This is a genomic window from Mesorhizobium sp. WSM3879 (assembly GCF_002294915.1).
Classification (GTDB): domain Bacteria; phylum Pseudomonadota; class Alphaproteobacteria; order Rhizobiales; family Rhizobiaceae; genus Mesorhizobium.
Genome location: NZ_NSFZ01000012.1, coordinates 21,651 through 40,996, shown reverse-complemented (window position 1 = coordinate 40,996; position 19,346 = coordinate 21,651). Strand labels below are relative to the sequence as shown.

The window sequence follows — 19,346 nt, the reverse complement described above, 5'->3', positions numbered from 1 at the left end:
CCGCAAGGGGGGGAGGGTTGGCAGTTCGGGCGATGTACTGTCACTTGCAAGGTCGGCAATTGGCGAAAGCAAAGACGCCAGGTGATCTCCCCCCTTGCGGGGGAGATGGCCGGCAGGCCAGAGGGGGGGTGCGCGGGAACTCGGCGTTGCTATTGCGGCAGCAACATCGCTTACGGCTCCGCGTCGAACACCGGTGTGAACGCCCGGATCGTGCAGGGCGTCGGGTTGACGTGGCGGATTTTCACCCTGCCCTGCCCTACCCAGCTGTCGTCGATCGGCACCTCGACATTGCCGGTGTAGAGCTTCGCCTTGCCGTCGGGCGCGACGACCGAGGGCATGCGCACGGCCTCCCAGCGGCCGCGGATGCAAGATTGCACCTCAGGTCCCGTCGTGTCGGTCTCGAGCAGCGACAGGATCGCCTTCGCCACCTTCTTGCGGCGACCGATGATCGAGCCGTCCTGGCCGCCGACATCGAGCTCCAGCGTGCCGGCTTCCGATTGAAACGGAAGCCCGACTTGCCATTTCGCGGCGGTGGCGCCGGAGGGCAGCGTCACCTGACCGGAGGCGACGATGAGGCCGCGAAAGACCTTGCCGTCGCCCAGCACGTCGACTTTCTGGCCGTTGAGATGGCCGAGGCCGGAGACGACGTTGACCGGCGCCCCTGAGTAGGTCAGCCCGCAGTCGACCTGGAAAGCGTCGGCGAGCTCTCCGTATTCGACGGGCGCCTGCATCACCTCGATGTAGCGTTTCGTCAGGCCGCCGATGGTGCGCTTGACGAACAGCCAGATGTCGTCGACGCCGTTTTGCGCCGGCGTCACCACCGCGCTTTCGACCATCGCCCAATCGGAGCCCGAGCAGGTCCCGCCGAGGCGATGGCGGTGCATGCCGCGGACTTCCTGGCTCGGCTGGTGCGTGTAGCCCCCCAGCTCACCATTATCGAGGGGGAACCACAGGATCGGGTCGGGGTCGGTCTGGTAGGCGAGATCGACCACGCCCTGCTTCGGAATGTGCTCGGATATCTGGCCGATGTCTTCGGACTGATATCGGCTGGTCTGCACCTGGGTCAGCTCGGCGATCGCCCGGCGCGAACGCGTGACATAGAGGAAAGATTGCCCGGCATCGACCGGTCGGATGCGGGCGCAGCCGAAAGTGCGCGAGCGACGGTTCTTGAAGGAGGACGGCGTCAGCGCCTCGTCGATGCCAGAGCCCGACAGGGCGCGGATGCCGCCGGAGGTGCCGATCAGCAGCGCGCCGTCGGAATCGGCGATCCACAATATGTCGTTGGCCTGGCCGCCGCCGGCCTGGACGAATTCCAGCGCGTCGTCGTCCTTCTCGCCGAGCGCGAAATTGTCGAAGTCGCCGGTGGCCGATGCATAGACGGAAAAGCGCCGGCTGAAGGCCAGGCGCTCCTCATAGAGCGAGCCGGACTCGACATATTTGCCCGGCACGAAGGTCCCGAGCCGCCAGCGGGTGATCGGGTTGGTGTTCGGCAGGGCATGGCCGTAGATTACGATCTTCACCACGGTGGTGCTGGTGCGGCTGGTGATCTTGGCCCAGCGCCATACGCCGTCGGAGCCGAGCAGCCGGATGGCGCGGCCGACATCGGTGGCCTGGAACCCGGCGCCGCCGTTGATGCCGGCCGTGCCGGATGCGGTGAGATCGAACGGCGTCTGGTCGGAAGCCGCGACATGAAAGGCAAGCTCCGCGGCGATCGAATTGGTCGCATCGTCGCCGCCGCCGCCGCTGAACACCAGCTGATGGTATTCGAAGGCGGACTTGTTGGGGAAATCGTAGAAGCGCGTCTCGCCATTACCCCAGCCGAGCTCGCCGGTACGGGTATCGAGCGTGGTCCAGGAAACGCCGTCATTCGATCCCTGGACCTCCCAAGCGGTGAAGAAGTCGTAAGCCTGGGTCGCCTTGCTCGAGGCGGTCAGCCAGTAGGCGTCAACGACCCGCTGAGCGCCGCCGGCGGTGCGGTAGCGGATGAAGCCGTCGCCGCCGCCAGACAAGATGAGATGCTGGGTCTTGTCACGGTCGAACATCTTGAAGTCGTCGGCGCTTGCCGCGGTAGCGGAGACGGTGCCGGCTGGCGTCGTGTTCGAGGTCATCTTGGGCGTCAGGTGGCCGGTGTCGGAAGGCGTCAGCGTCGTGGCGGTATCGTTGATGTCGTCATAGGGACCGTCGAGGAACTCGAAGTCCTCGAGCGTCCACACGGTGTGCGCGGTGCGGGTCAACACCTTGGGCGGATAGTCGCGATGGGTGATCCACATCTGGTCGGCCGACTGCACATAGGCGAGCTCGAAGAGGTCTGCCTCCAGATAGGGCGAGGCGATCTCGACCGTGCCGACCCGCGCGCCATAGGCATAGACGCGGATATAGAGGTCGCCGAATTCCAGGCAGTAGGCCTGGTCGGAGGAAAAGATGAATGGAATGCCGCGCGTCTTCTTGGCCGAGTTCTTCACCTCGGCGACGAAATAGGTGCCGCCGCGGGCGCGGATGCCGCCATGCGGCAAGGTGACGAAATTCTCGCATTTGGCGAGCGCCGCCCGGTAGAGGTCAAGCGAAGCGCGGGAATGGAGCCTGGGCGAGATCTCGCCGCGGGTGAAGACGTCTTGGACCGGATAGAGCGCTGTCATTTAACGAAAGCTCCTCAAATCGCCGCGCTGGGTTGCCCAGCCGCCGGTGTAGAGCCGGCCGCCGCGCTGGATGGCGTTGGCCGAAAAGGCGGCGTCGAGGGCGCGATCATAGGCGGCGCGGGCAATGTCGATCATGCCCGCCTTATGGGTCAGCGGATGCGCGACCTTGATGGCCAAAGCCGCCACCAGCACTTCGGTGAACAGCGCGTCCCAGTCGTTCGGATCGGTGAGGTTGGCGATGTAGCGGATCGTCAGCGGTCCCGGCTGATCGGAATAGACCAGCCCCGCCTCCTGGCGCCAGGAAATCGGCACGCCGACCGGCTCGCCGGTGTCGGTCAGCGGCAGCGGGCGGATGCAGTCGGCCGGCAACTCGTAGGCATAGTTCAGCGTGCAGTCGCCGCTTCCTGAATCCGAGCCCGGCACCAAGGCCGAAAGGATGGCGAACACCCAGGCATGTTTCGCCAGCTCGCCCTCGCGGGTGAGGTCGAAATGCAGGTTGAGCAGGCGGGCCGCCTTGACGTCCTGGTCAAGGCTGTCGATCGGCGCCTCGTCAAGGACTGCCAAAGCCATGTTGGCGATGTCGAGCGGGGTGATGGCCATGGGTCAGCGCCTCGTCCGGCTTGGTCGAGCAAAAGTCATGGGGAACTCCGGGCATGAAAAAAGCCGCTACTGGCGGCTTGGATTGCGTGCGGAATGTCAGCGTGTCGGCGCTTTACGGCGTCCTGCCCGGGCGGAGCCAGGAACGCTGACGCCTCAGGCGCCAGCGAATTCCCCTATGTTTGCGGCAGCTCGGCCGAAGCCAGTCAGGACCCTAGAAATGATAGTTGATACCGATGCGGACGGTGTCGAAGTCGATGCGGTCAGTCGACGGATCCGGCGGATTGCTGGTCGAGAAGGACGGCCGGCCAAGGTCGACATGCAAATATTCGGCCTTGAACGAAACCTGCTGATTCATCGCCCATTCTACGCCGGCGCCAGCGGTCCAGCCCCAACGTGTGTCGCTGAAATCGCAAGTCGGACTAGCACCGCATGCGCCGAGATCGGCCGATCCCTTCACGTGACCGACTGCAAGGCCACCGGTGGCGTAGGGAAGAAAATTCTCGAAGGCATAGCCTACGCGAGCGCGGCCGGTGCCGAACCAGTCGACCTTGGCCGTGCACCCTTGGCCTGGGACGCCGCACGGGGGCACGAAGGGAATCTCTAGTACGCTGCTGTTCATATCGGCGTAGCTGATATCGGCTTCCGCACCGAAAACAAACTGACCCTGCTGCCAGTTGTAGCCGGCAGTCAACCCGCCAACAAAGCCGTTGGAATCGAAGTCGACCGAGCTACCAGAGTAATGATAGCTGTCGGACTTCCAGCCGTAGCCGGCGACGCCGCCGAGATAGGCACCCGACCAGTTGATGCTTTCCGCCGGAGCGCCCGCCACCGCATCGGCGGCCATTGCGGACCCGGTCAACAAAGCCAGCAAACCGGCAAACAAGAAGGAAAGTGAGCGCATCGAAACCCCAAAGTGAAACCCGACTCCCAACCTATCAGCGGCCACCGAGCGTTGATGTGTTTTTTGCGCAACACAACCGAATTTTTGCAGTCAGAGGTTGCTGTCGGCACATCGGTAATCGTTCGAGAACGATCGTTGCTGTGAGCGCTGACCAAGCGGAGCCAGCTTGGCGGAGCATTGCCTCCCCGCCAAGCGGTCGAAAGGTCGTTACGCCTCCGTCGTCTTCAGCGCGATGAAGCTCATGTTCTTCACGCTGGAGGCGGTGCGGTCCCAGTTCGCGGCCAGCGCCAGCTCGGCGTCGGTGGCGAACTCGCCGGCGGTCGAGGCGTCGAGAAAGCGCGTGCCCGGGACATGCGCCACGAAATGCCGGCGACCCACCATTTCAGTGACGCCGCCGCCATGGCCCTGGCGCGGCTTGCGGTCGAACTCTAGCGGACCGCCTTCAGAGTTCACCGGCAGCTCGTTCCACAGGATCGCCTTGTCCTTGAACATGAACGCCGTGTAGACGCCGGCCGCGACCGGGATGTCGTCGTCGACCACGCAGCGCAGGCCCATGTAATAGGGGATCAGCGGCCCGCCCTGCTCCGAGGACGGCACATAGTCGATGAGGTCGGCGAGCTTGAGGGCCTTCATCTGCTTGGAATGCATCCAGATGGTGCGGAACTTATCGGCGCGGTCGCCCATGAGGTACGCCGCCTCGATGATGTCGGTGTCGACGATCGAGGCGCCGGTGGTGCGCACCAAGTCGCCGCCGTCATTGGCGACGTTGTCGGCGAGCACGCCCTTCAGGATGCCGAGCAGGGTCAGCTTGTTGGCGCGCTGCCAGTATTCGGTCTGGCGGCGCACGATCAGCTTCTGCGGGTCGTCGCCGGCAAGGATCGCGGTCAGGTCCGGAACGCCCCAGGCCTGGGCTCGCACGTTGCGGGCGGCGACCTCGCGGCGCGAGCCGATCTTCTTCATCTCGATCGAGTCGGCCGGATCGTCATTGACCGGCTCCGACGGATCGTTGCCGAGATCCTTCCAGCCGGGCATGTCGACGGAGCGGCCGCCCATCGAGAGTTTCGAGGAAATGGCCGGGTCGGAGAACAGGATCCCGGCCTGGTAGATTTCGAGCGACTGGACGTGCTCCTCGAACGAGTATTGGGCATAGACGGACGGAACGATCGCGTCCGCGATGCGGGTATAGGCGTCTGCCATTCTTTCTTTCCTTCAGGTTTGATGAGGCGGTTTCAGAGAGGGTTGCTGGGCATCCAGAGGTCGGGATTCTCACCGGCCTCGCGGGCCAGCCGCCGGGCGCGTTGAGGGTCGCTTTTGACAAGGGCGGAGATGGCCGAAATGTTGCGCTCGCCGGCGGCGTTGCGCCGGAAGGGGTTCTGGCCCCTGGGCGCTCCGTCGGCGTCGATCGTGTCTTCGCGGAACATCGCCTCGCCGATGGCGTGGAAGGCCCGGGCGATCTGCGGATCGGTCAGCGCGCCGTCCGGCAGAAGGATGCCCTTCTGCTTGTAGGCGTTGACCAGGCCGAGCTTCTTCATCGCCCGGTTCGCGACCTCCAGCTTCTGGCGAAAGCCGTCGCTGTCGGTCGGCCCCCAGTCGCGCACCAGCTCGTCGTGGGTGGCTTCGACCGAGCGGGAAAGTGCCGCCTGCTGGGCAGCAGCCTGCTCGGCCATGTAGCCGACGAAGCGGTCGTGATAGGCCTGCGCGGTTCTGGGGCTTGCACCCGCTTCGACCGCCCAGGCCTTCGAGGCATTGGCGAGTTCGTCCGAATAGGCGAAGTTTTCCGGCAGGTTGTCGGGCCGCCGGTATTCGACCTTCTCGGCCGAGGTCAGTGGACGCATCGCCTCCGGGAGTCTCGAATGGAACCTGTCCCATTCCTCCTTCGGTGCGTCCTTGCCGGGAACGCGCAGGCTTTCGCCCTGCTGGCGCTCCAGCTCCGCATAGGATGTGAAAACCCGATCGAGGCTTTCAGCCTTGGTCCAGCCCTTGGCTTCAGCGAGCTTGCGGTTGCCTTCGGAAAGACCGTCAAACCAACTTTTGCCGGCCGTCGGGGCGGACCCGTTGTCCCCGGAAGCCGGAGGCGTCGCCAGGTTGCCCGCCGGCCGCGAAGCCACGGACCCGGCCTCTGCCAGATCTGTCATGAGTTAAATTCCTTTGTTCAGAGTTCCAGAAGGAGCGCCGGCGCCGAAGCTGCCAATCTCCCCACAGGTGGGGGAGATGGCCGGCAGGCCAGAGGGGGGCGCGAAGGAACGCGACGTCGCGTTTGTTTGCATGAATTCAGATACGGTCAACGGCAAGGTCGGCGGGACAGCGCCCCTCTCTGCCCTACCGGGCATCTCCCCCACGAGGGGGGATCAGCAGTTCGTGCGCCTACGCGTTATCCCCCCAGTTCTCCCACAGCAGCGTGATCGTCCCCGTCACCGCGAGGGTGCCATCGGCGTCGATGTCGGTGCCGGTGGCAAACGCCAGGTTGAGATAGAGGTCGACCGGCGTCGTTGTCCCGTCGAGCGTCGCGGCGGCGGCGATGTCGGCGGTGGAGGCCGTGGAGACCGCGGTGCCCACGCCGTCCAGCGTGCGGGCGGTGGATGCCAGCACATTGACCATGGTGCCGGAAAGCGTGACGCTGGACGCGGCCGCTGAGCCCAGCGACCAGGTCAAAGCCGCATTGTCGTTGATGGTCGAGGCGCGGGCAGTGAGCACCGCAAACTGCAGCCTCGCCGTGCCGCCCTTGATGCGCACCTTGCCGTCGGCGAAGTCGAAGATCTTCTGGCTCGCATAGGCCAGCGCATCGGCGACCGGCACCTGCATGCCGGCGAAGCTGAAGACGGTGCGGTAAGCTCCGCCCTGCCCGCTGGTCGCGGCGTTCAGGCCGAGCTTCGGCGGGGCAAGGCCCTCGCGGGCGGCGGCGCGCGCAAGGGTGCGGGGTAGTCCTCGGGTCATCTCATTTCTCCATTCTTGGGGGTGAGGCGTGGTCCGCGCAGCGGACGGAAAGCCAATTGCTTGGCGTTCCGAACACGAAGGGCGAACGCCGATTGGGCATCCTGGGCAGACTCTGGACGCACTCTTGAATTGTGTGTATCAATACACAACATGAAGAGTGCCGACGTCATCGCTAGATTACAGGCTGACGGCTGGTTCGAGGTGGCTCGCAAGGGCAGTCACGCCCAGTTCAAGCACCGCACCAAACCGGGCCGCGTGACGGTGCCGCACCCCAAGCGCGACATTCCGGTCAGCACATTGAAATCCATCGAGAAACAGTCTGGCCTGAAGCTGAGGTAGAAATATGCGACACTATATCGGCCTGATCCACAAGGACGCCGACAGCGATTTCGGCGTCTCGTTCCCTGATTTCCCCGGCGTGATCACGGCTGGAACAAGCCTCGACGAGGCCCGCATGCTGGCCGAGGAGGCGCTTGCCTTCCATGTCGATGGCCTTGTCGAGGATGGCCAGGCCATTCCCGAGCCGTCATCCCTCGAGGATGTGATGATCGATAAGAACAATCGCACGGGTGTTGCCATCCTAGTCACGCTCAAGACCGAGGAGGCTAGGGTGGTGCGTGTCAATGTTACAATTCCCGAGGATGTGCTCAGCGAAATCGACCGCTATGCCGAGCGCCACGGCTACAGCCGCTCCGGGTTTTTGACCGTCGCGGCCAAGCAGGCGATGCGGAACGAAGCCGCGTAGCAGCCTCGCAATCTGATTCAGAGAGCGTCGCTATCTTACTGTTTGCCATTAACATTTCCGGTTTGGAAACCATGAACTTCAACAGCCGGGAAACCCTGACTCACTTCGTGAGCGGGTGCCGCCGCCGTTCCGCCGCAATGCGACCGCAGTTCAGCTTCGTTCGCCCCTGTCGTCAGTCCCGGGGCTTCAGAGGAGTTCTAGAGATGATCATCAAGAAGGCTATTCTGGCGGTGCTCATGACCGCGGCGCTTGCCGGATGCGAGACGCAGACTGAAGGGCAGCAGCGGGCCACCACCGGCGCGTTGATCGGCGGCGCCGGCGGCGCTCTGGTCGGCCAGGCGATCGGCGGCAACACCAAGAGCACCGTCATCGGTGCGGCGAGCGGCGCGCTGCTCGGCGCCGTCGTCGGCTCGGCCACGACGCCGCAGCGCCGCGGCGAGCAACTCTGCCGCTATCAGGACCGCTACGGCCGCATCTACACCGCGCCCTGCGACGACCGGTACTACAACGGCGATTATTGATCGTTTCGGTCTTCCCTTCTCCCCGTTTCACGGGGAGAAGGTGCCCCGAAGAGGCGGGCAGCGCCGGCGCCTGAGATGCTGGCGCTATCGAGCGCTGAAACGGCGAAGCGAAGGCGAATCTAAGGGCCATCAGCTCGCAGGCTGGCTTTGCCGGCGGCGGCCGCGAACAAAATCCACAATCAGCCAGATCAACTGAGCAACCATATAGACGGAGCTGTGGGACCAATCCGGCGCCCCGTTATGCGAGTAGCCGTAAGCAGAGGCGACAAGGGCGAGCGCGCCGCAAATGATATGCACCAGCAACAGGCGCAGCACGCCACCATTCCAACTCTTTGTAACCCATAGCAATAATCGGCTCAGCAAAAACGTCGGAACGAGCGCCCCGAGCAGCATCGCGGCAGACCCTGCACCCATATAATCCCCCTTTGTCTAAGTGCGGATAGCTTCGAAAGTTTCTAAAAGGCCAGCGAATACCTTTCTTCTGCCTATTCAGATTTTACGCCCTTTAGCAACTCTCGCTTGCATTCAGTCACCGTACCTGCATTTTTAGTTGTACGCAACCTCACGGTCTGTGGGTGAACATGATTATGTGTATCTATCACGGTCTGCTGGTGGGTTGCGCTTGGTGCCTCGTGCATGCCACCCCCTGGGGTCAAGCCTACACGCGCACTGGTGTTCCGGGCGGCAGTCCCTTCACCTTGGCGATGATTTGGCCCATGATGTGCCAATAGACATCCAAGTCCGACAACTCGAAATTGTCGATCGTGTCCTCACCTCCCAGAAACAGCGGTTTCTTGTAACCTACGCATTGTTGGTAATTCGGTTCGGCCCCACCGCTCTCACGCCATGCTGCGTATCCGTCGGGGACCAAGGCGGCACCGTCCTCCTCCACGAGCTCGATGTCGTGGAAAGTCTTGATATTGGACGGTATCTGCAAAGCTTCCGCCGTATGCGGTTCGAACATCAAAACGCCTGGCTCGCCCTGCTCAAGCCTTCCGGTGTCGACCGCAAAGGCCGAGCCTTGCCAGTCATAGCCAAAGCAAGTTATCCGACCGGAGAATTCGGGGAAGCCCAACAATACTCTTGCGTTCCATCGCGCGACGTCCTGCGCCCGCACTATTCGATACAAGCCATGACGGAACGTCGCGCCGCCGAAGGTCGCGAGCAACTCATTCAGCCCGGCCACCTTTGTGTCCAGCGAAGAATTACCAGAATCCGCCGGGACCCTGCTATCTACCTCGAAGTTTTTTTGGAATATCTCGAACATCACGATCTCCAATAGTTACCTTGTTGATTTTAGTTCCCTTTGGCAGATTCTTAATCAAGTTATTGATTTGAGACCCGAGACTTGTGTTAACGCTGGCGTCAAGCAGAGCCATATTGTCGATTGTATCTGAACCTCCAAGCTGCAAATCGACTCGGTGGTCCACATGGCTGCCGGCAAGAACCTCGTTGCCAGCGGCTATAAACCTCCTCCGCGCCGATCCAAACAGCCGCACAGCACGGCTAACCACAGTGTCGGCTTCGGTCAATATCTTAACTTTGAGATCCGCCGCAGCCCGTTGCGCGGCATCCCATTCAGGCATGTAGTAGAGATGGAGATCGTGGCCGGCAGTAGATTCATCGACGCCGGCGATAGTACCTCCGGCCTCGACCTCTGGAGGCGCTGTGATGCTCTCGGAAGGTGAAGGAGCCGGAGCCTCCAGCGCTGCATTGGACGGGACCTCGGTTTGGCCACCAGTGAGCCTTGCCACGACCCGGCTGCCGACAGTACTAATCCCCTCGGCGAGCGCATTTCCACCGGCACCCAAAATCGCGCCGGAGCCCATTTCCCGCACGATGTCCCGCCCGTTGAGCGCGGCGTCGATGCCACTGAGCATGGCGCCGTCGGCGGCTGCGGTCGCGCTTCGCGCGAACAGGCCCGGCACGCCCTTGAGAGCCTCAGCTCCGAATCTTCCGGTGAAGGTAAGGCCGGCGCTCTGAAGACCATGGCCGGTGACGAAAGCGCCGAGCAGGTTTGCGCCTATGGCAGCCGATCCGGCACGGTCCTCGGCGTCTTCGGTTTCGGCTTGCTCGGCCGCCAGCAGCTCGTCATAGCTCTTGTCGGAGAAAAGCCAGTTCATCCCGGCAGCGAACTTGTCGGCCTGTTCGAAAGTTGCGCCGTTGGCCATCAGCCTGACGACGTCGTTCGTGGCGGCGAACGGCTTTTGCCACCATGGGCCGGCGTCGAACCGCGCGCGTGCCGGATGCGCAGCCATGTTGATCAGATCGGACTGGAGGTTCTTTGCCTGGGCTTCCAGTTCCGCCGGCGTGATCTTCGGATCATCCGCCGCGTTTTGGCGGAGGCGAGCCAGAGCGGATTGGAAAACCTGTCCGGCCAATGCGACGCGCGCATCGGGGTCGCGCACCGCCTTCAGAATGTCGCTCAGTTCGATGTTGCGCTGCTGCAGCGGCACGCTGTCATCGACATATCTGGCGCCAAGGCTGTCCGAGAATTCCTGCGGAACGGCCAATACTGTGCTGAAACCCAGATGCTGCTGGGCAGCCCTGGCCCAGTTGACGGCCGCCTGAAATTCCTCAGGCGTCTTGACCTTGCTCCAGTCCGGAGCGTCGCCGCGAAACAATTGGCTGACGTAAGCGACAGGATCGGCTTCGCGGGCGGCCATGATCAGCTGGGCGGCGCCGGCCTTTATCTCGTAGCGTTTGCGCTGTTCCGGCGAACCGCTCGGTCCAGGTTCGGAATCGCGAAGCTCTGCATGGATCGCCTGGTTCGGCGCCGCATGCATGTCGGAGTAGGCTTTGGCGACACCGGTTTTGATCCGAAATTGTTCGAAATGTTGTGGCCCCAGGTCGGCGCCGTAGACCTTGACGAAGTCCTGCTCGGTCGGCTCTTCCTCGGGGTATCTGCCGGTGATGGCGATGACCGCCGGGGCGTTCTGCTCGGCAAGCATGACCCTCGCATTCGCTCTGACCATCTGAGCCGCGGTGGCGTTGTTCGCCTGAGCCTTCAGCGCGCCGATGTCGCCCGGCTTCAGGTAGGTGACGGCGTCGAGAGGAATGGTTGCTGGGTCATTCCGCGACGGCCGTTCGCCGAACGCCTGTGCGACCATTTCATCCGGCGTTTTTTGGCTGTTTGCTTCCGTTGTTTCGTTCCGAGCACCGCCAGCAAGCTGCGAACGCACCGTCTCGCCCATGCCGTCACCCGCCACCTTCCCCGCGCTGAGCATCTCGGCGGCGCGGCGCGGGTCTTGCGCGATCAGGGCCTGCATCCGCGCCTTCGCGGTGCTGGCCCGCCAGTCGGCTTCGGCCTGCAGCCTGATCTGCGGGTCGAGGTCCATCTTGGCGATGAGATCGAGACCGACTTGGCGGGAGACTTCGAAGGCGGCGGTGTCGTTCGGATCGCTCCGCGCGATATTGCTGAGCTCGGCGGTGTGAACCTCCGACACCTGGTCCTGCTCATATTGCTTGCGGCGCTGATTTGCTGCAGCGCCATGCGCACCGAGCCTGCCGCGCGGAGCGCTTCCTTGCGACTTGCAAGGCCAGCGCGAAGCTCGGTGGGCACCTGCTTCAGGAAATTGCCGAAAAATGCGGTTGGCTTTATCGGCAGCGCCTCTCGCAGCATTCCCGAGGGCGTACTCACCGGCGCGATTGGGGGTGCCGGCCTTTATGTTCTTGCCGAAGGACTCGGCGCATCGTATTCCATACCCTCTGGCAATCTGAACGGTTCTTTTGGCTTCGGAATTAACGCCGAATAGCCTGTCCAATCTGATATCGAGAAACTGCCTGACGGGTGATCCGAGCCAAGTTTGCGTAAATCCTCTGTGCCTTTCTGAAGGTCTGCACCTTCAGAAGGAGACCCCTCCGTCGAGTTTGCGAGTTTGCTGCTTGGAACAGAGGAGCCTGCAACTATCTCTTCCGTTTCCGAGAAGTCGGCAATTCGGCGGGACCAAAGCGGCTTCCGAGTCTTCTAGCCACCTGCCTACCGACAACTGCTTTCATCGGTGTTGTAGGCGTATACCCCGCCGTAAGCGCCGCCGGTTGCGGTTCCCACGGCAGTGCGCGTGCCAAGGCCGGCCAATCCGCCCCCTTCCGCCGGCGGCTATAAATCTCCTACGAACTGATCCAAAAAGTCGCACAGCACGCTTAACCACTGTGTCGACTCCACCAGGAAAAGTGCCTATTACAATTTTCCATTGAACGGCTCAATCACCGCAGAGGGAATTCCTAGATTTTCAAACAAGTCAAGAACTCTTTCCGATATGACAAGATCGTAGTTTGAAGCGATGCCAAAATCGTCGTGACCTGCTCGCCCGTCCACTTTTAACCAGACGAATTCTGGCAAGTCCTGCCCAGTCTGCAACTCATGAAATTCATCTGACACTGTTATCTCTGCGTCAGCAAAATTTGCGCCGGAGATGCCCATCTTCAACAGCGCCTGCTTTGCCTCTTCCGTTACAAGGAAGCATGGAAAGGTTGTTACAAGTGCATCGCCGAACCATCCCTCTATCTCGTAGTGTAGCTTGTGAACGATCGGAGGGTGAACGCGGTTATCCAAAACGGTATGGTCGCCAAGCCCACCAGCCACATCCGGCCTAACATCAAAATATCGCATTATTCACCTACTGGTGGGTTGAACAGATGGCCATATTTCTTGTCAATTTCAGTGATTTTATCAAGCCATTGCTCGCGTGTAAAATTTGGATTTCTCTTATAAAACTCATTCATTTCGAATCTTATTACTTTTTTGTGCAAATTTCTATCAAATTTCTTTGGGATACCTCTTAAGTTTTCGTATGAATTTATTTCTTCTTTATTGACGATCGAGGGATATCTTTTTTTGACCTGCTTCTCGCCGGCGTGATGAACAATATTATCTTCCTTTTTCAATTCCGGATTTCTATCGAAAAATGTCTTTCGATAATCTTCCGTTTCGGCAATGCCCAACTTTGCGCCGGCGTACCTCACTGTGTCTGGATCCCGGGCAAGCATTGCGCCTAGCATTGCGTTGTCAAACTCGCGTTCGGATTTGGGGACCCGTCGGAAGGCGAAACTGGCCAGCCCTTGTTGGTATCGGAGAGTTTCGGCGTCCATAGCGCCGACAGGCGCCTCGCCTTCCTCAGCTAACTTGCCTGGCTGCTTGTTAGCGACGAAGCTTTCTGCATGCTCGGCCGCGATCGCGCTCTTTGTCTCAATTGCTTGCGGTATTCTTTTCTCGGCAACAGTAGCTCGACCAAACGCCGGCCACGGAATCGCCCAGCTCAATGCATCAGATCCCTGTTGCATCGTTAGGTTCTCGACCCGGTTGGCCGGCTTGTAATAAGCCCCTGAGAAATCAGGGAGGCTGATCCTCGCCTGGCTATTGCCATCGGCAGCCAAAGTAACTGCGTCGGCAGCGAGTTCGGCGGCACCGATACCCGCATTTGCGACGGCCTTACCAAGCCCATTGGCCTGCGATGCCAACACTGCGCGCGTCGACATAGGCCTGTAGCCAGACTCGACTGGCATAATCCAACCCAGATCGGCGTCGGCCAGTTGCCTGGCCACAGCTGCACGCGCAACAGGGCCGGACGTTCCCGCAAGCAGCCCCACTATCTTCGCGTTTTTATCCTGCTGATAACTGCTCTTGCTGTCATAGTTGTCCGAGAGATCGCGGAGAAAGGATTGCGGCACGGGTTGAAGGTTCTCGATACCCAAGTGTTCCTGCGCGGCGATAGTCATCGCGACCGCCTTGTCATAGGCGTCCTTGTCGTAACCGTTTGGATCCTCGAGTCCCCCGCCGATCACGGCCTTCCAGGCGGTAGCGATTTCGGGGAGTGCTTCTGAAACATAGCCGCCGGCATCGGTTCGCCGATGGTTCATGACCAGCCCGACCGCCGCGGCAGTCGCCTCGCGGCGATCCTGATCCTTTTGCGAAATGCTCGGCCCGGAATCGGCGTCGCGGAGCGCGGCATGGATTGCCCGGTTCGTCGTGGTTTGCATGCCGTAAACCTGACGGCCGACATCGGCCCGCCAGGAGAAAACCCGGAAGCGTTCGTCGCCCTCATCAGGGCCATAGGCGATCCTGAAGGCGTCCCTGCCGGGGATCTTGCCGGAATAGGCACCGGTGCGTGCGATATCGTCCGCCGCGTTCTGTTCGGCGAGACCGACGTTGGTGCGAAACTCAACCTGCCGAGCAGCATCGGCTGCTTGCGCCTGTCGGGTCAGCGCTGCCTGTTCGTGCTGTGGAATGTCGCCGAACGCCTGTGCGATCACTTCGTCCGGTGTCTTTGCGCGGCGCCAATCGCCTTTTGCGGCGGCCTGCTCATCCTGCCGCGCGGCGCCTAGTTGCATCCGCGCCGTCTCGCCCATGTCGTCGCTAGCCACCGGTCCGGCGCTCAGCATCTCGGCGGCGCGGCGCGGGTCTTGCGCGATGAGCGCCTGCATCCGCTGCTTCGCCGTGCTGGCGCGCCAGGCGGCTTCGGCCTGCAGCCTGATCTGCGGATCGAGATCCATCTTAGCGATGAGATCGAGGCCGCGCTGGCGCGAGGCATCGAAGGCGGCGGTATCGTTCGGGTCGCTCCGCGCGATGTTGTTTAGCTCGGCGGTGTGAACCTCCGCCGCCTGATCCTGCTCATATTGCTTGCGGCGCTGATTTTGCTGCAGCGCCATTCGGTGGGAGCCCGCCTCGCGCAGCGCTTCCTTGCGGCTGGCAAGGCTGGCGCGCAGCTCGGGCGGCGCCTGCTTCAGGAAATTGCCGAACAGCGTGTCGAACCAGCCGGTCTTCACCACCTGGCCGGTATACGGATCGACCTGGCCATACATGGCTTCGTGCAGGCCGGTGCCATCGGCGGGCGCGTTGGCCACCGTCTCGGCCTCGGCCTGAGCAAGCTCGCCGTTCAGTTTGCGGGCGGCGATCTCGGTGTCGAAGGCCTGCTGCTGCGCCTTGCGCTGTTCGTAGCGCTCCGCGGCAGCCTGCCACCTGTCGCCAAGCTGCTGGACAGCCTCGCCTACCGGCGAGGAGTCCGGATATTGCACGGCGCTGCCGGTATCGAGCCGGCGCTGGGCGACGGAGAGAGGAATGATGTGGACCATTGGCTGTTTCCTGCCCGGCGGTTTTGAAGGGAGTGCGCGCGGCGACGGGCCGCCAGGGACAGCGGCCGGTTCGGCGGTGCGGGTGGTGAGTTTCGGGTGGAGCTCGGATGGCGGAGGGATCGCGACGTGGTTCGTGCGATTGGGCTGGCGTTGACGCGACCGCGGCGTGGCAGATCACGGCAGGCAGGCGCGAGGCACCCCCCTCTGTCTTGCCGGACAATCTCCCTTCTCAAGGGGGGAGATTGGCTGTCATGCATGCTTTCGCCAATCACCAACGCTGCAGAATTGGCGGTGGGAGCGAAGCTGCTGATCTCCCCCCTCGTGGGGCGATGTCCGGCAGGACAGAGGGGGCGCGGCAGAGCGCCTACCTCGATCGGGTCCAGATGGACTTCAACCTGCGATAGGAAAGGTCTCTAGAAACACGGCACGGCCGGTGGGGCACGCCCCCCTCTGTCCTGCCGGACATCTCCCCCCTCAAGGGGGGAGATTGGCTGTCATGCATGCTTTCGCCAATCACCAACGCTGCAGAATTGGCGGTGGGAGCGAAGCTGCTGATCTCCCCCCTCGTGGGGCGATGTCCGGCAGGACAGAGGGGGCGCGGCAGAGCGCCTACCTCGATCGGGTCCAGATGGACTTCAACCTGCGATAGGAAAGGTCTCTAGAAACACGGCACGGCCGGTGGGGCACGCCCCCCTCTGTCCTGCCGGACATCTCCCCCCTCAAGGGGGGAGATTGGCTGTCATGCATGCTTTCGCCAATCACCAACGCTGCAGAATTGGCGGTGGGAGCGAAGCTGCTGATCTCCCCCACTTGGGCGGAGATTGGCAGTTCTAGCGCCTCATCTCTCCTCGGCCCGCGCCGCCTTTTCGAGTGCGGCGAGCTCGCCATCTTCCAGCATCAGAAAACCCATGATGTGCTGCACCACTTCGGCGCGCGCGTTGCTCAGCGCACTGTGCAGTTCGAAGCCCTCGGGCGTCTTGGTGCGCGCCAGCCAGTCGCCGTAGGACGGGCGGCGATAATAGCCGGTGGTGGCGGTGAGGTCGGCGAGCACCATCTCGCCGTCCTCGCCGGAAAAGGCGCGGCGATAGGCTTTGGTCAGCGCCTCGCGCGCGGCCAAGGGGCCGCCGGCGTCGGATGGGCGGGCAAAGCGTTTGCGGCTCATGCGCCACCATTGGCGGCGCCGGCAGGCATCGCGCCTTGAGCAGCGGCAGGAGCACCAGCCGCGCCACCGGCAGCCGCGCCGCCTTGGCCGCCCTGCATCATCGCCTGCAGGCTGTCGAGCAGGCCGCTGTCGCGCGCTTGCACTGCCGCCGGAACGGCGTCCTTCGCCACCTTGCCGGCGGTGGCGATCGCGGCCATGCCGGCCTGCGCTTGTTGCGCTTGCGCCCTGGCTCCACGCAGGCCCTCGACCTCGTCCTTGCGTCGAAAAATGCGCTGCGGGCTGCGGCCGGCGCTCTGCACGACGCGGAGCGCCTCGTCGCCGTCGATATTGTCCATGATGCCGGGATCGAACTGCGCCATCTGCATGGCGGTCGTCACCACCTGGATGGTGTCGCGGGCTTCGGCCGAGCGGCGCAACACGTCGAGCGGGCCGGTGAAGGTCGGGCGCACGGTCTTGCCGGCGAGGCTCGCCGGCGGCGCGAAGCGGCTGTCCTCGTCATAAAGGCCCTTGTCTTCCAGGATCGAAAGCTCGCGGTCGAGATTTGCGGCAAAGCCGGCCTGGATGATCGAACCCGACGGCCCAAGCAGCGCGCCCTTTTCCTCCTGGCGGATCAGCGCCTCGGTGGCGGTCATCTGCGGATTCTGGACGAGCGTCTGGAACAGATTGACGAACATCATGTCGCGAATCTCGTCCGCGCGGCTCGCCGCATAGTCGAAGGCATAGCTGGGGTTCTGGCCGGTCGCGATCGGCTGGATCAGCGCCCGGCCATTGTCGTCGATCAGGCCCGGATAATTTTCGCCGGGATTGAGCACCGGCACATAGTCGAGCCTGGCCTTGGACGCCGTCGGCGGATCGGTGATCTGCTGCAGGGCGCGAAGCCCGGAGCGACGCACCGCGTTTTCCTCGCGCACCGTGGTCAGCGCCTCGATGGAAGGCGAGATGCCGTAGGCGTCGCCCTCGTAGCGGCGCCAGTTGAAGATCGAGACCGGGAAAGTGCGGAAGCCCGACTCGCGCACGATCTCCTCCTCGTCCTCGATGACGTGGTAGGAGGCAAACGCCGCGTCGAGATATTGGTAGGAGCCGCCGGAGCGATACATGCGCCGCTCGTCGCGCGGCTGAACGCACTGGATCAGCGAGACCTTTCCCTCGCATTTGGCGGGGTCGTCGACCAACGCCTTGATGCGCGCCGGCAATTTCTCGTAGCCGAGCAGCTGCGCCGCCTGGCGCGCCGTGCGCTCGTAGCGGCGATGAAATGTGTCGACCTGGCCCCAGCGGTTGCGGCTGAGATAACCCTCGACCACGGGAATGGAAGCATAGCGGATCAGCGTGCCCCCAAAACCTTCCTCGGCATAGAGATAGGCCGGGCCGTAGCGCACGACATTCCTGAGGCAGGCCTGCGTCGCCGGCACGAAGTTGGAGTTGGCCGAATAGCGCAGCGCGAACAGGAAATCGCGCAAGGCTTCCGCCCACTCCTTCTCCTCGTCCGTCTCCTCATCGTCCATCTCGGCGGTGGTCAGTCCGTGCCACTTCTCCGACTGCGGGATGATCAGGCTTTCCAGCCCGGCGGCGAGCCGGTTGGCGGCGGAGTTGATGGTGTTAGCGTAGACGCGAGAGCCGCGCTGCTCCTGCCGTTCGGCCTGGCTTTCGCCGCGGCTGGTGCGGCGGCCGGTCCATATGTCGGGCGCATCGGGATCGCAGAACTCCGCCACTGCTTCCCAGACGGGCTCATAGGCGGCGCGTTCGGTCTCGAGTTCGGCCTGTCGCGACAGGATATCGCGGGCGCGGGAATCGGTCATGGGGATCTCGCTTGTTTGGCGGAGCGGCCGGAGCTGCCAATCTCCCCCCTCGTGGGGGAGATGTCCGGCAGGGCAGAGGGGGGCGCCGTAGAGCGCCGCTTCTCGATGAAGTCAGCCAGAACACCTGGCCGGGAAACTGGTAAGCGAAACGATGGAGAAGCCGGCGGGACAGCGCCCCCCTCTGCCCTGCCGGGCATCTCCCCCACACGGGGGGAGATTACCCTCTTCATGTCATCTTTTGCGCACTTCTGGGTGCTACACACCCGAATGCGGCGGGCACGAGGGAGGTCGAGAATGAGCCTTGCCGGCGCGCTGAAAACCCGAAGCAAACAAGCAGTGAAGCGGCTGATCGGTTACGACAGCCGCAACTGGCTGCGCATCCGCCAGATCGAAGCCTTCACGACCTTCCTCGAGGCGGCCAACCGCAAATCGCGCGACGTGATCGAGATCTCGCCGGGCTGGAACCGCTACTGGCGGGCGATGTGCCCGGACTACCGGTCACTCGATTTCCCCGACTTCGACATCTGCAAGGATCGCACGGACGAGCAATACTCCATCGTCATTGCCGACCAGGTGCTGGAGCATGTGCAGCGCCCGCTGGCGGCGGCCGCCAACATCCACGCCATGGTGAGGCCCGGCGGCTGGGCGATGGTGGCCACGCCCTTCCTGTTTCGCGTGCATGCCCGCCCGCACGACTACAGTCGCTGGACGCCCGCGGGGCTCAAGCAGCTGATGGTCGAAGGCGGCTTCGCCGAGGATGATGTACAGGCCTTCGGCTGGGGCAACAAGGCCTGCGCCATGGCCCATATTGGCGGCCCGGTTCGGGCGTACGGGCTGTGGCGGGACCTGAGCAACGACGAGGAGTATCCGGTGATGGTCTGGGCGTTCGCGAAGAAGGGGTGATCGGGTGACGCCCTACGAAATCCACTCTGTGGCATTTTCCAAGCACTTGCTCGGGGACAAGCCGGCTCGCAAATGCA

At 62.8% G+C, this 19,346-nt stretch carries 17 protein-coding genes; 4 read left to right on the top strand and 13 right to left on the bottom strand.

The genetic code is table 11. The features are described from left to right. Positions 1-170: 170 nt before the first annotated feature. From CK218_RS23465 to CK218_RS23440, 6 genes are all read right to left on the bottom strand, one after another. On the bottom strand, positions 171-2,636 hold the full coding sequence (locus CK218_RS23465; protein ID WP_095829050.1) for a hypothetical protein: 2,466 nt from the start codon (positions 2,634-2,636) through the stop codon (positions 171-173). Continuing rightward, positions 2,637-3,236, bottom strand: coding sequence for a hypothetical protein (locus tag CK218_RS23460; RefSeq protein WP_095778295.1), 600 nt, complete (start codon positions 3,234-3,236; stop codon positions 2,637-2,639). It lies immediately after the preceding gene. A gap of 211 nt (positions 3,237-3,447) precedes the next feature. Beyond that, entirely contained in the window at positions 3,448-4,182 is a 735-nt protein-coding gene (locus CK218_RS23455) for an outer membrane protein (protein WP_141245528.1), read from the bottom strand. A gap of 162 nt (positions 4,183-4,344) precedes the next feature. Further along, entirely contained in the window at positions 4,345-5,334 is a 990-nt protein-coding gene (locus tag CK218_RS23450; RefSeq protein ID WP_095778293.1) for a Coat protein, read from the bottom strand. Positions 5,335-5,366: 32 nt separating this feature from the next. Continuing rightward, positions 5,367-6,272 (bottom strand): hypothetical protein, encoded by a 906-nt coding sequence (locus tag CK218_RS23445; protein ID WP_095829048.1) that lies wholly within the window; start codon positions 6,270-6,272, stop codon positions 5,367-5,369. 229 nt (positions 6,273-6,501) lie between these two features. Continuing rightward, positions 6,502-7,071, bottom strand: a complete 570-nt coding sequence (locus CK218_RS23440; protein WP_095829047.1) for a hypothetical protein — start codon at positions 7,069-7,071, stop codon at positions 6,502-6,504. A gap of 150 nt (positions 7,072-7,221) precedes the next feature. On the opposite strand from CK218_RS23440, the gene CK218_RS23435 reads away from it, so the two are divergent. The 3 genes from CK218_RS23435 (at position 7,222) to CK218_RS23425 (ending at position 8,337) form a co-directional block, all read left to right on the top strand. Beyond that, the gene (locus tag CK218_RS23435; protein ID WP_095829046.1) at positions 7,222-7,410 is read left to right on the top strand and encodes a type II toxin-antitoxin system HicA family toxin; all 189 of its coding nucleotides are present in this window, start codon (positions 7,222-7,224) and stop codon (positions 7,408-7,410) included. Between the two features lie 4 nt (positions 7,411-7,414). After that, positions 7,415-7,816: a type II toxin-antitoxin system HicB family antitoxin gene (locus CK218_RS23430; protein ID WP_095778290.1), complete on the top strand. Its 402-nt coding sequence runs from the start codon at positions 7,415-7,417 to the stop codon at positions 7,814-7,816. 203 nt (positions 7,817-8,019) lie between these two features. Continuing rightward, the gene (locus tag CK218_RS23425) at positions 8,020-8,337 is read left to right on the top strand and encodes a YMGG-like glycine zipper-containing protein (protein ID WP_066999331.1); all 318 of its coding nucleotides are present in this window, start codon (positions 8,020-8,022) and stop codon (positions 8,335-8,337) included. A 129-nt stretch (positions 8,338-8,466) separates the two neighbouring features. On the opposite strand, the gene CK218_RS23420 is transcribed toward CK218_RS23425, so the two are convergent. The 7 genes from CK218_RS23420 to CK218_RS23390 form a co-directional block, all read right to left on the bottom strand. Beyond that, positions 8,467-8,730, bottom strand: coding sequence for a hypothetical protein (locus CK218_RS23420; RefSeq protein WP_127335254.1), 264 nt, complete (start codon positions 8,728-8,730; stop codon positions 8,467-8,469). A gap of 265 nt (positions 8,731-8,995) precedes the next feature. After that, complete coding sequence (locus tag CK218_RS23415) at positions 8,996-9,604, bottom strand: T6SS immunity protein Tdi1 domain-containing protein (protein WP_095829045.1); 609 nt, start codon at positions 9,602-9,604, stop codon at positions 8,996-8,998. Beyond that, positions 9,567-12,101, bottom strand: coding sequence for a hypothetical protein (locus CK218_RS23410; protein WP_143749690.1), 2,535 nt, complete (start codon positions 12,099-12,101; stop codon positions 9,567-9,569). The genes CK218_RS23415 and CK218_RS23410 overlap by 38 nt, the downstream gene beginning before the upstream one ends. A 416-nt stretch (positions 12,102-12,517) precedes the next feature. Further along, positions 12,518-12,949, bottom strand: a complete 432-nt coding sequence (locus CK218_RS23405) for a hypothetical protein (RefSeq protein WP_095829043.1) — start codon at positions 12,947-12,949, stop codon at positions 12,518-12,520. Further along, positions 12,949-15,408 carry a hypothetical protein gene (locus CK218_RS30750; RefSeq protein ID WP_179294578.1) on the bottom strand — a complete coding sequence of 820 codons (2,460 nt, stop codon included), beginning with the start codon at positions 15,406-15,408 and terminating at the stop codon, positions 12,949-12,951. The genes CK218_RS23405 and CK218_RS30750 overlap by 1 nt, the downstream gene beginning before the upstream one ends. A gap of 838 nt (positions 15,409-16,246) precedes the next feature. Then, positions 16,247-16,570, bottom strand: a complete 324-nt coding sequence (locus CK218_RS23395) for a hypothetical protein (RefSeq protein WP_066999342.1) — start codon at positions 16,568-16,570, stop codon at positions 16,247-16,249. Next, positions 16,567-18,366, bottom strand: a complete 1,800-nt coding sequence (locus tag CK218_RS23390; protein WP_095829042.1) for a portal protein — start codon at positions 18,364-18,366, stop codon at positions 16,567-16,569. Before CK218_RS23390 ends, CK218_RS23395 begins: the two co-directional genes overlap by 4 nt. A 294-nt stretch (positions 18,367-18,660) precedes the next feature. On the opposite strand from CK218_RS23390, the gene CK218_RS23385 reads away from it, so the two are divergent. Next, a complete protein-coding gene (locus CK218_RS23385; protein ID WP_095829041.1) occupies positions 18,661-19,269 on the top strand; it encodes a methyltransferase domain-containing protein in 609 nt (202 codons plus the stop codon). Positions 19,270-19,346 lie beyond the last annotated feature (77 nt).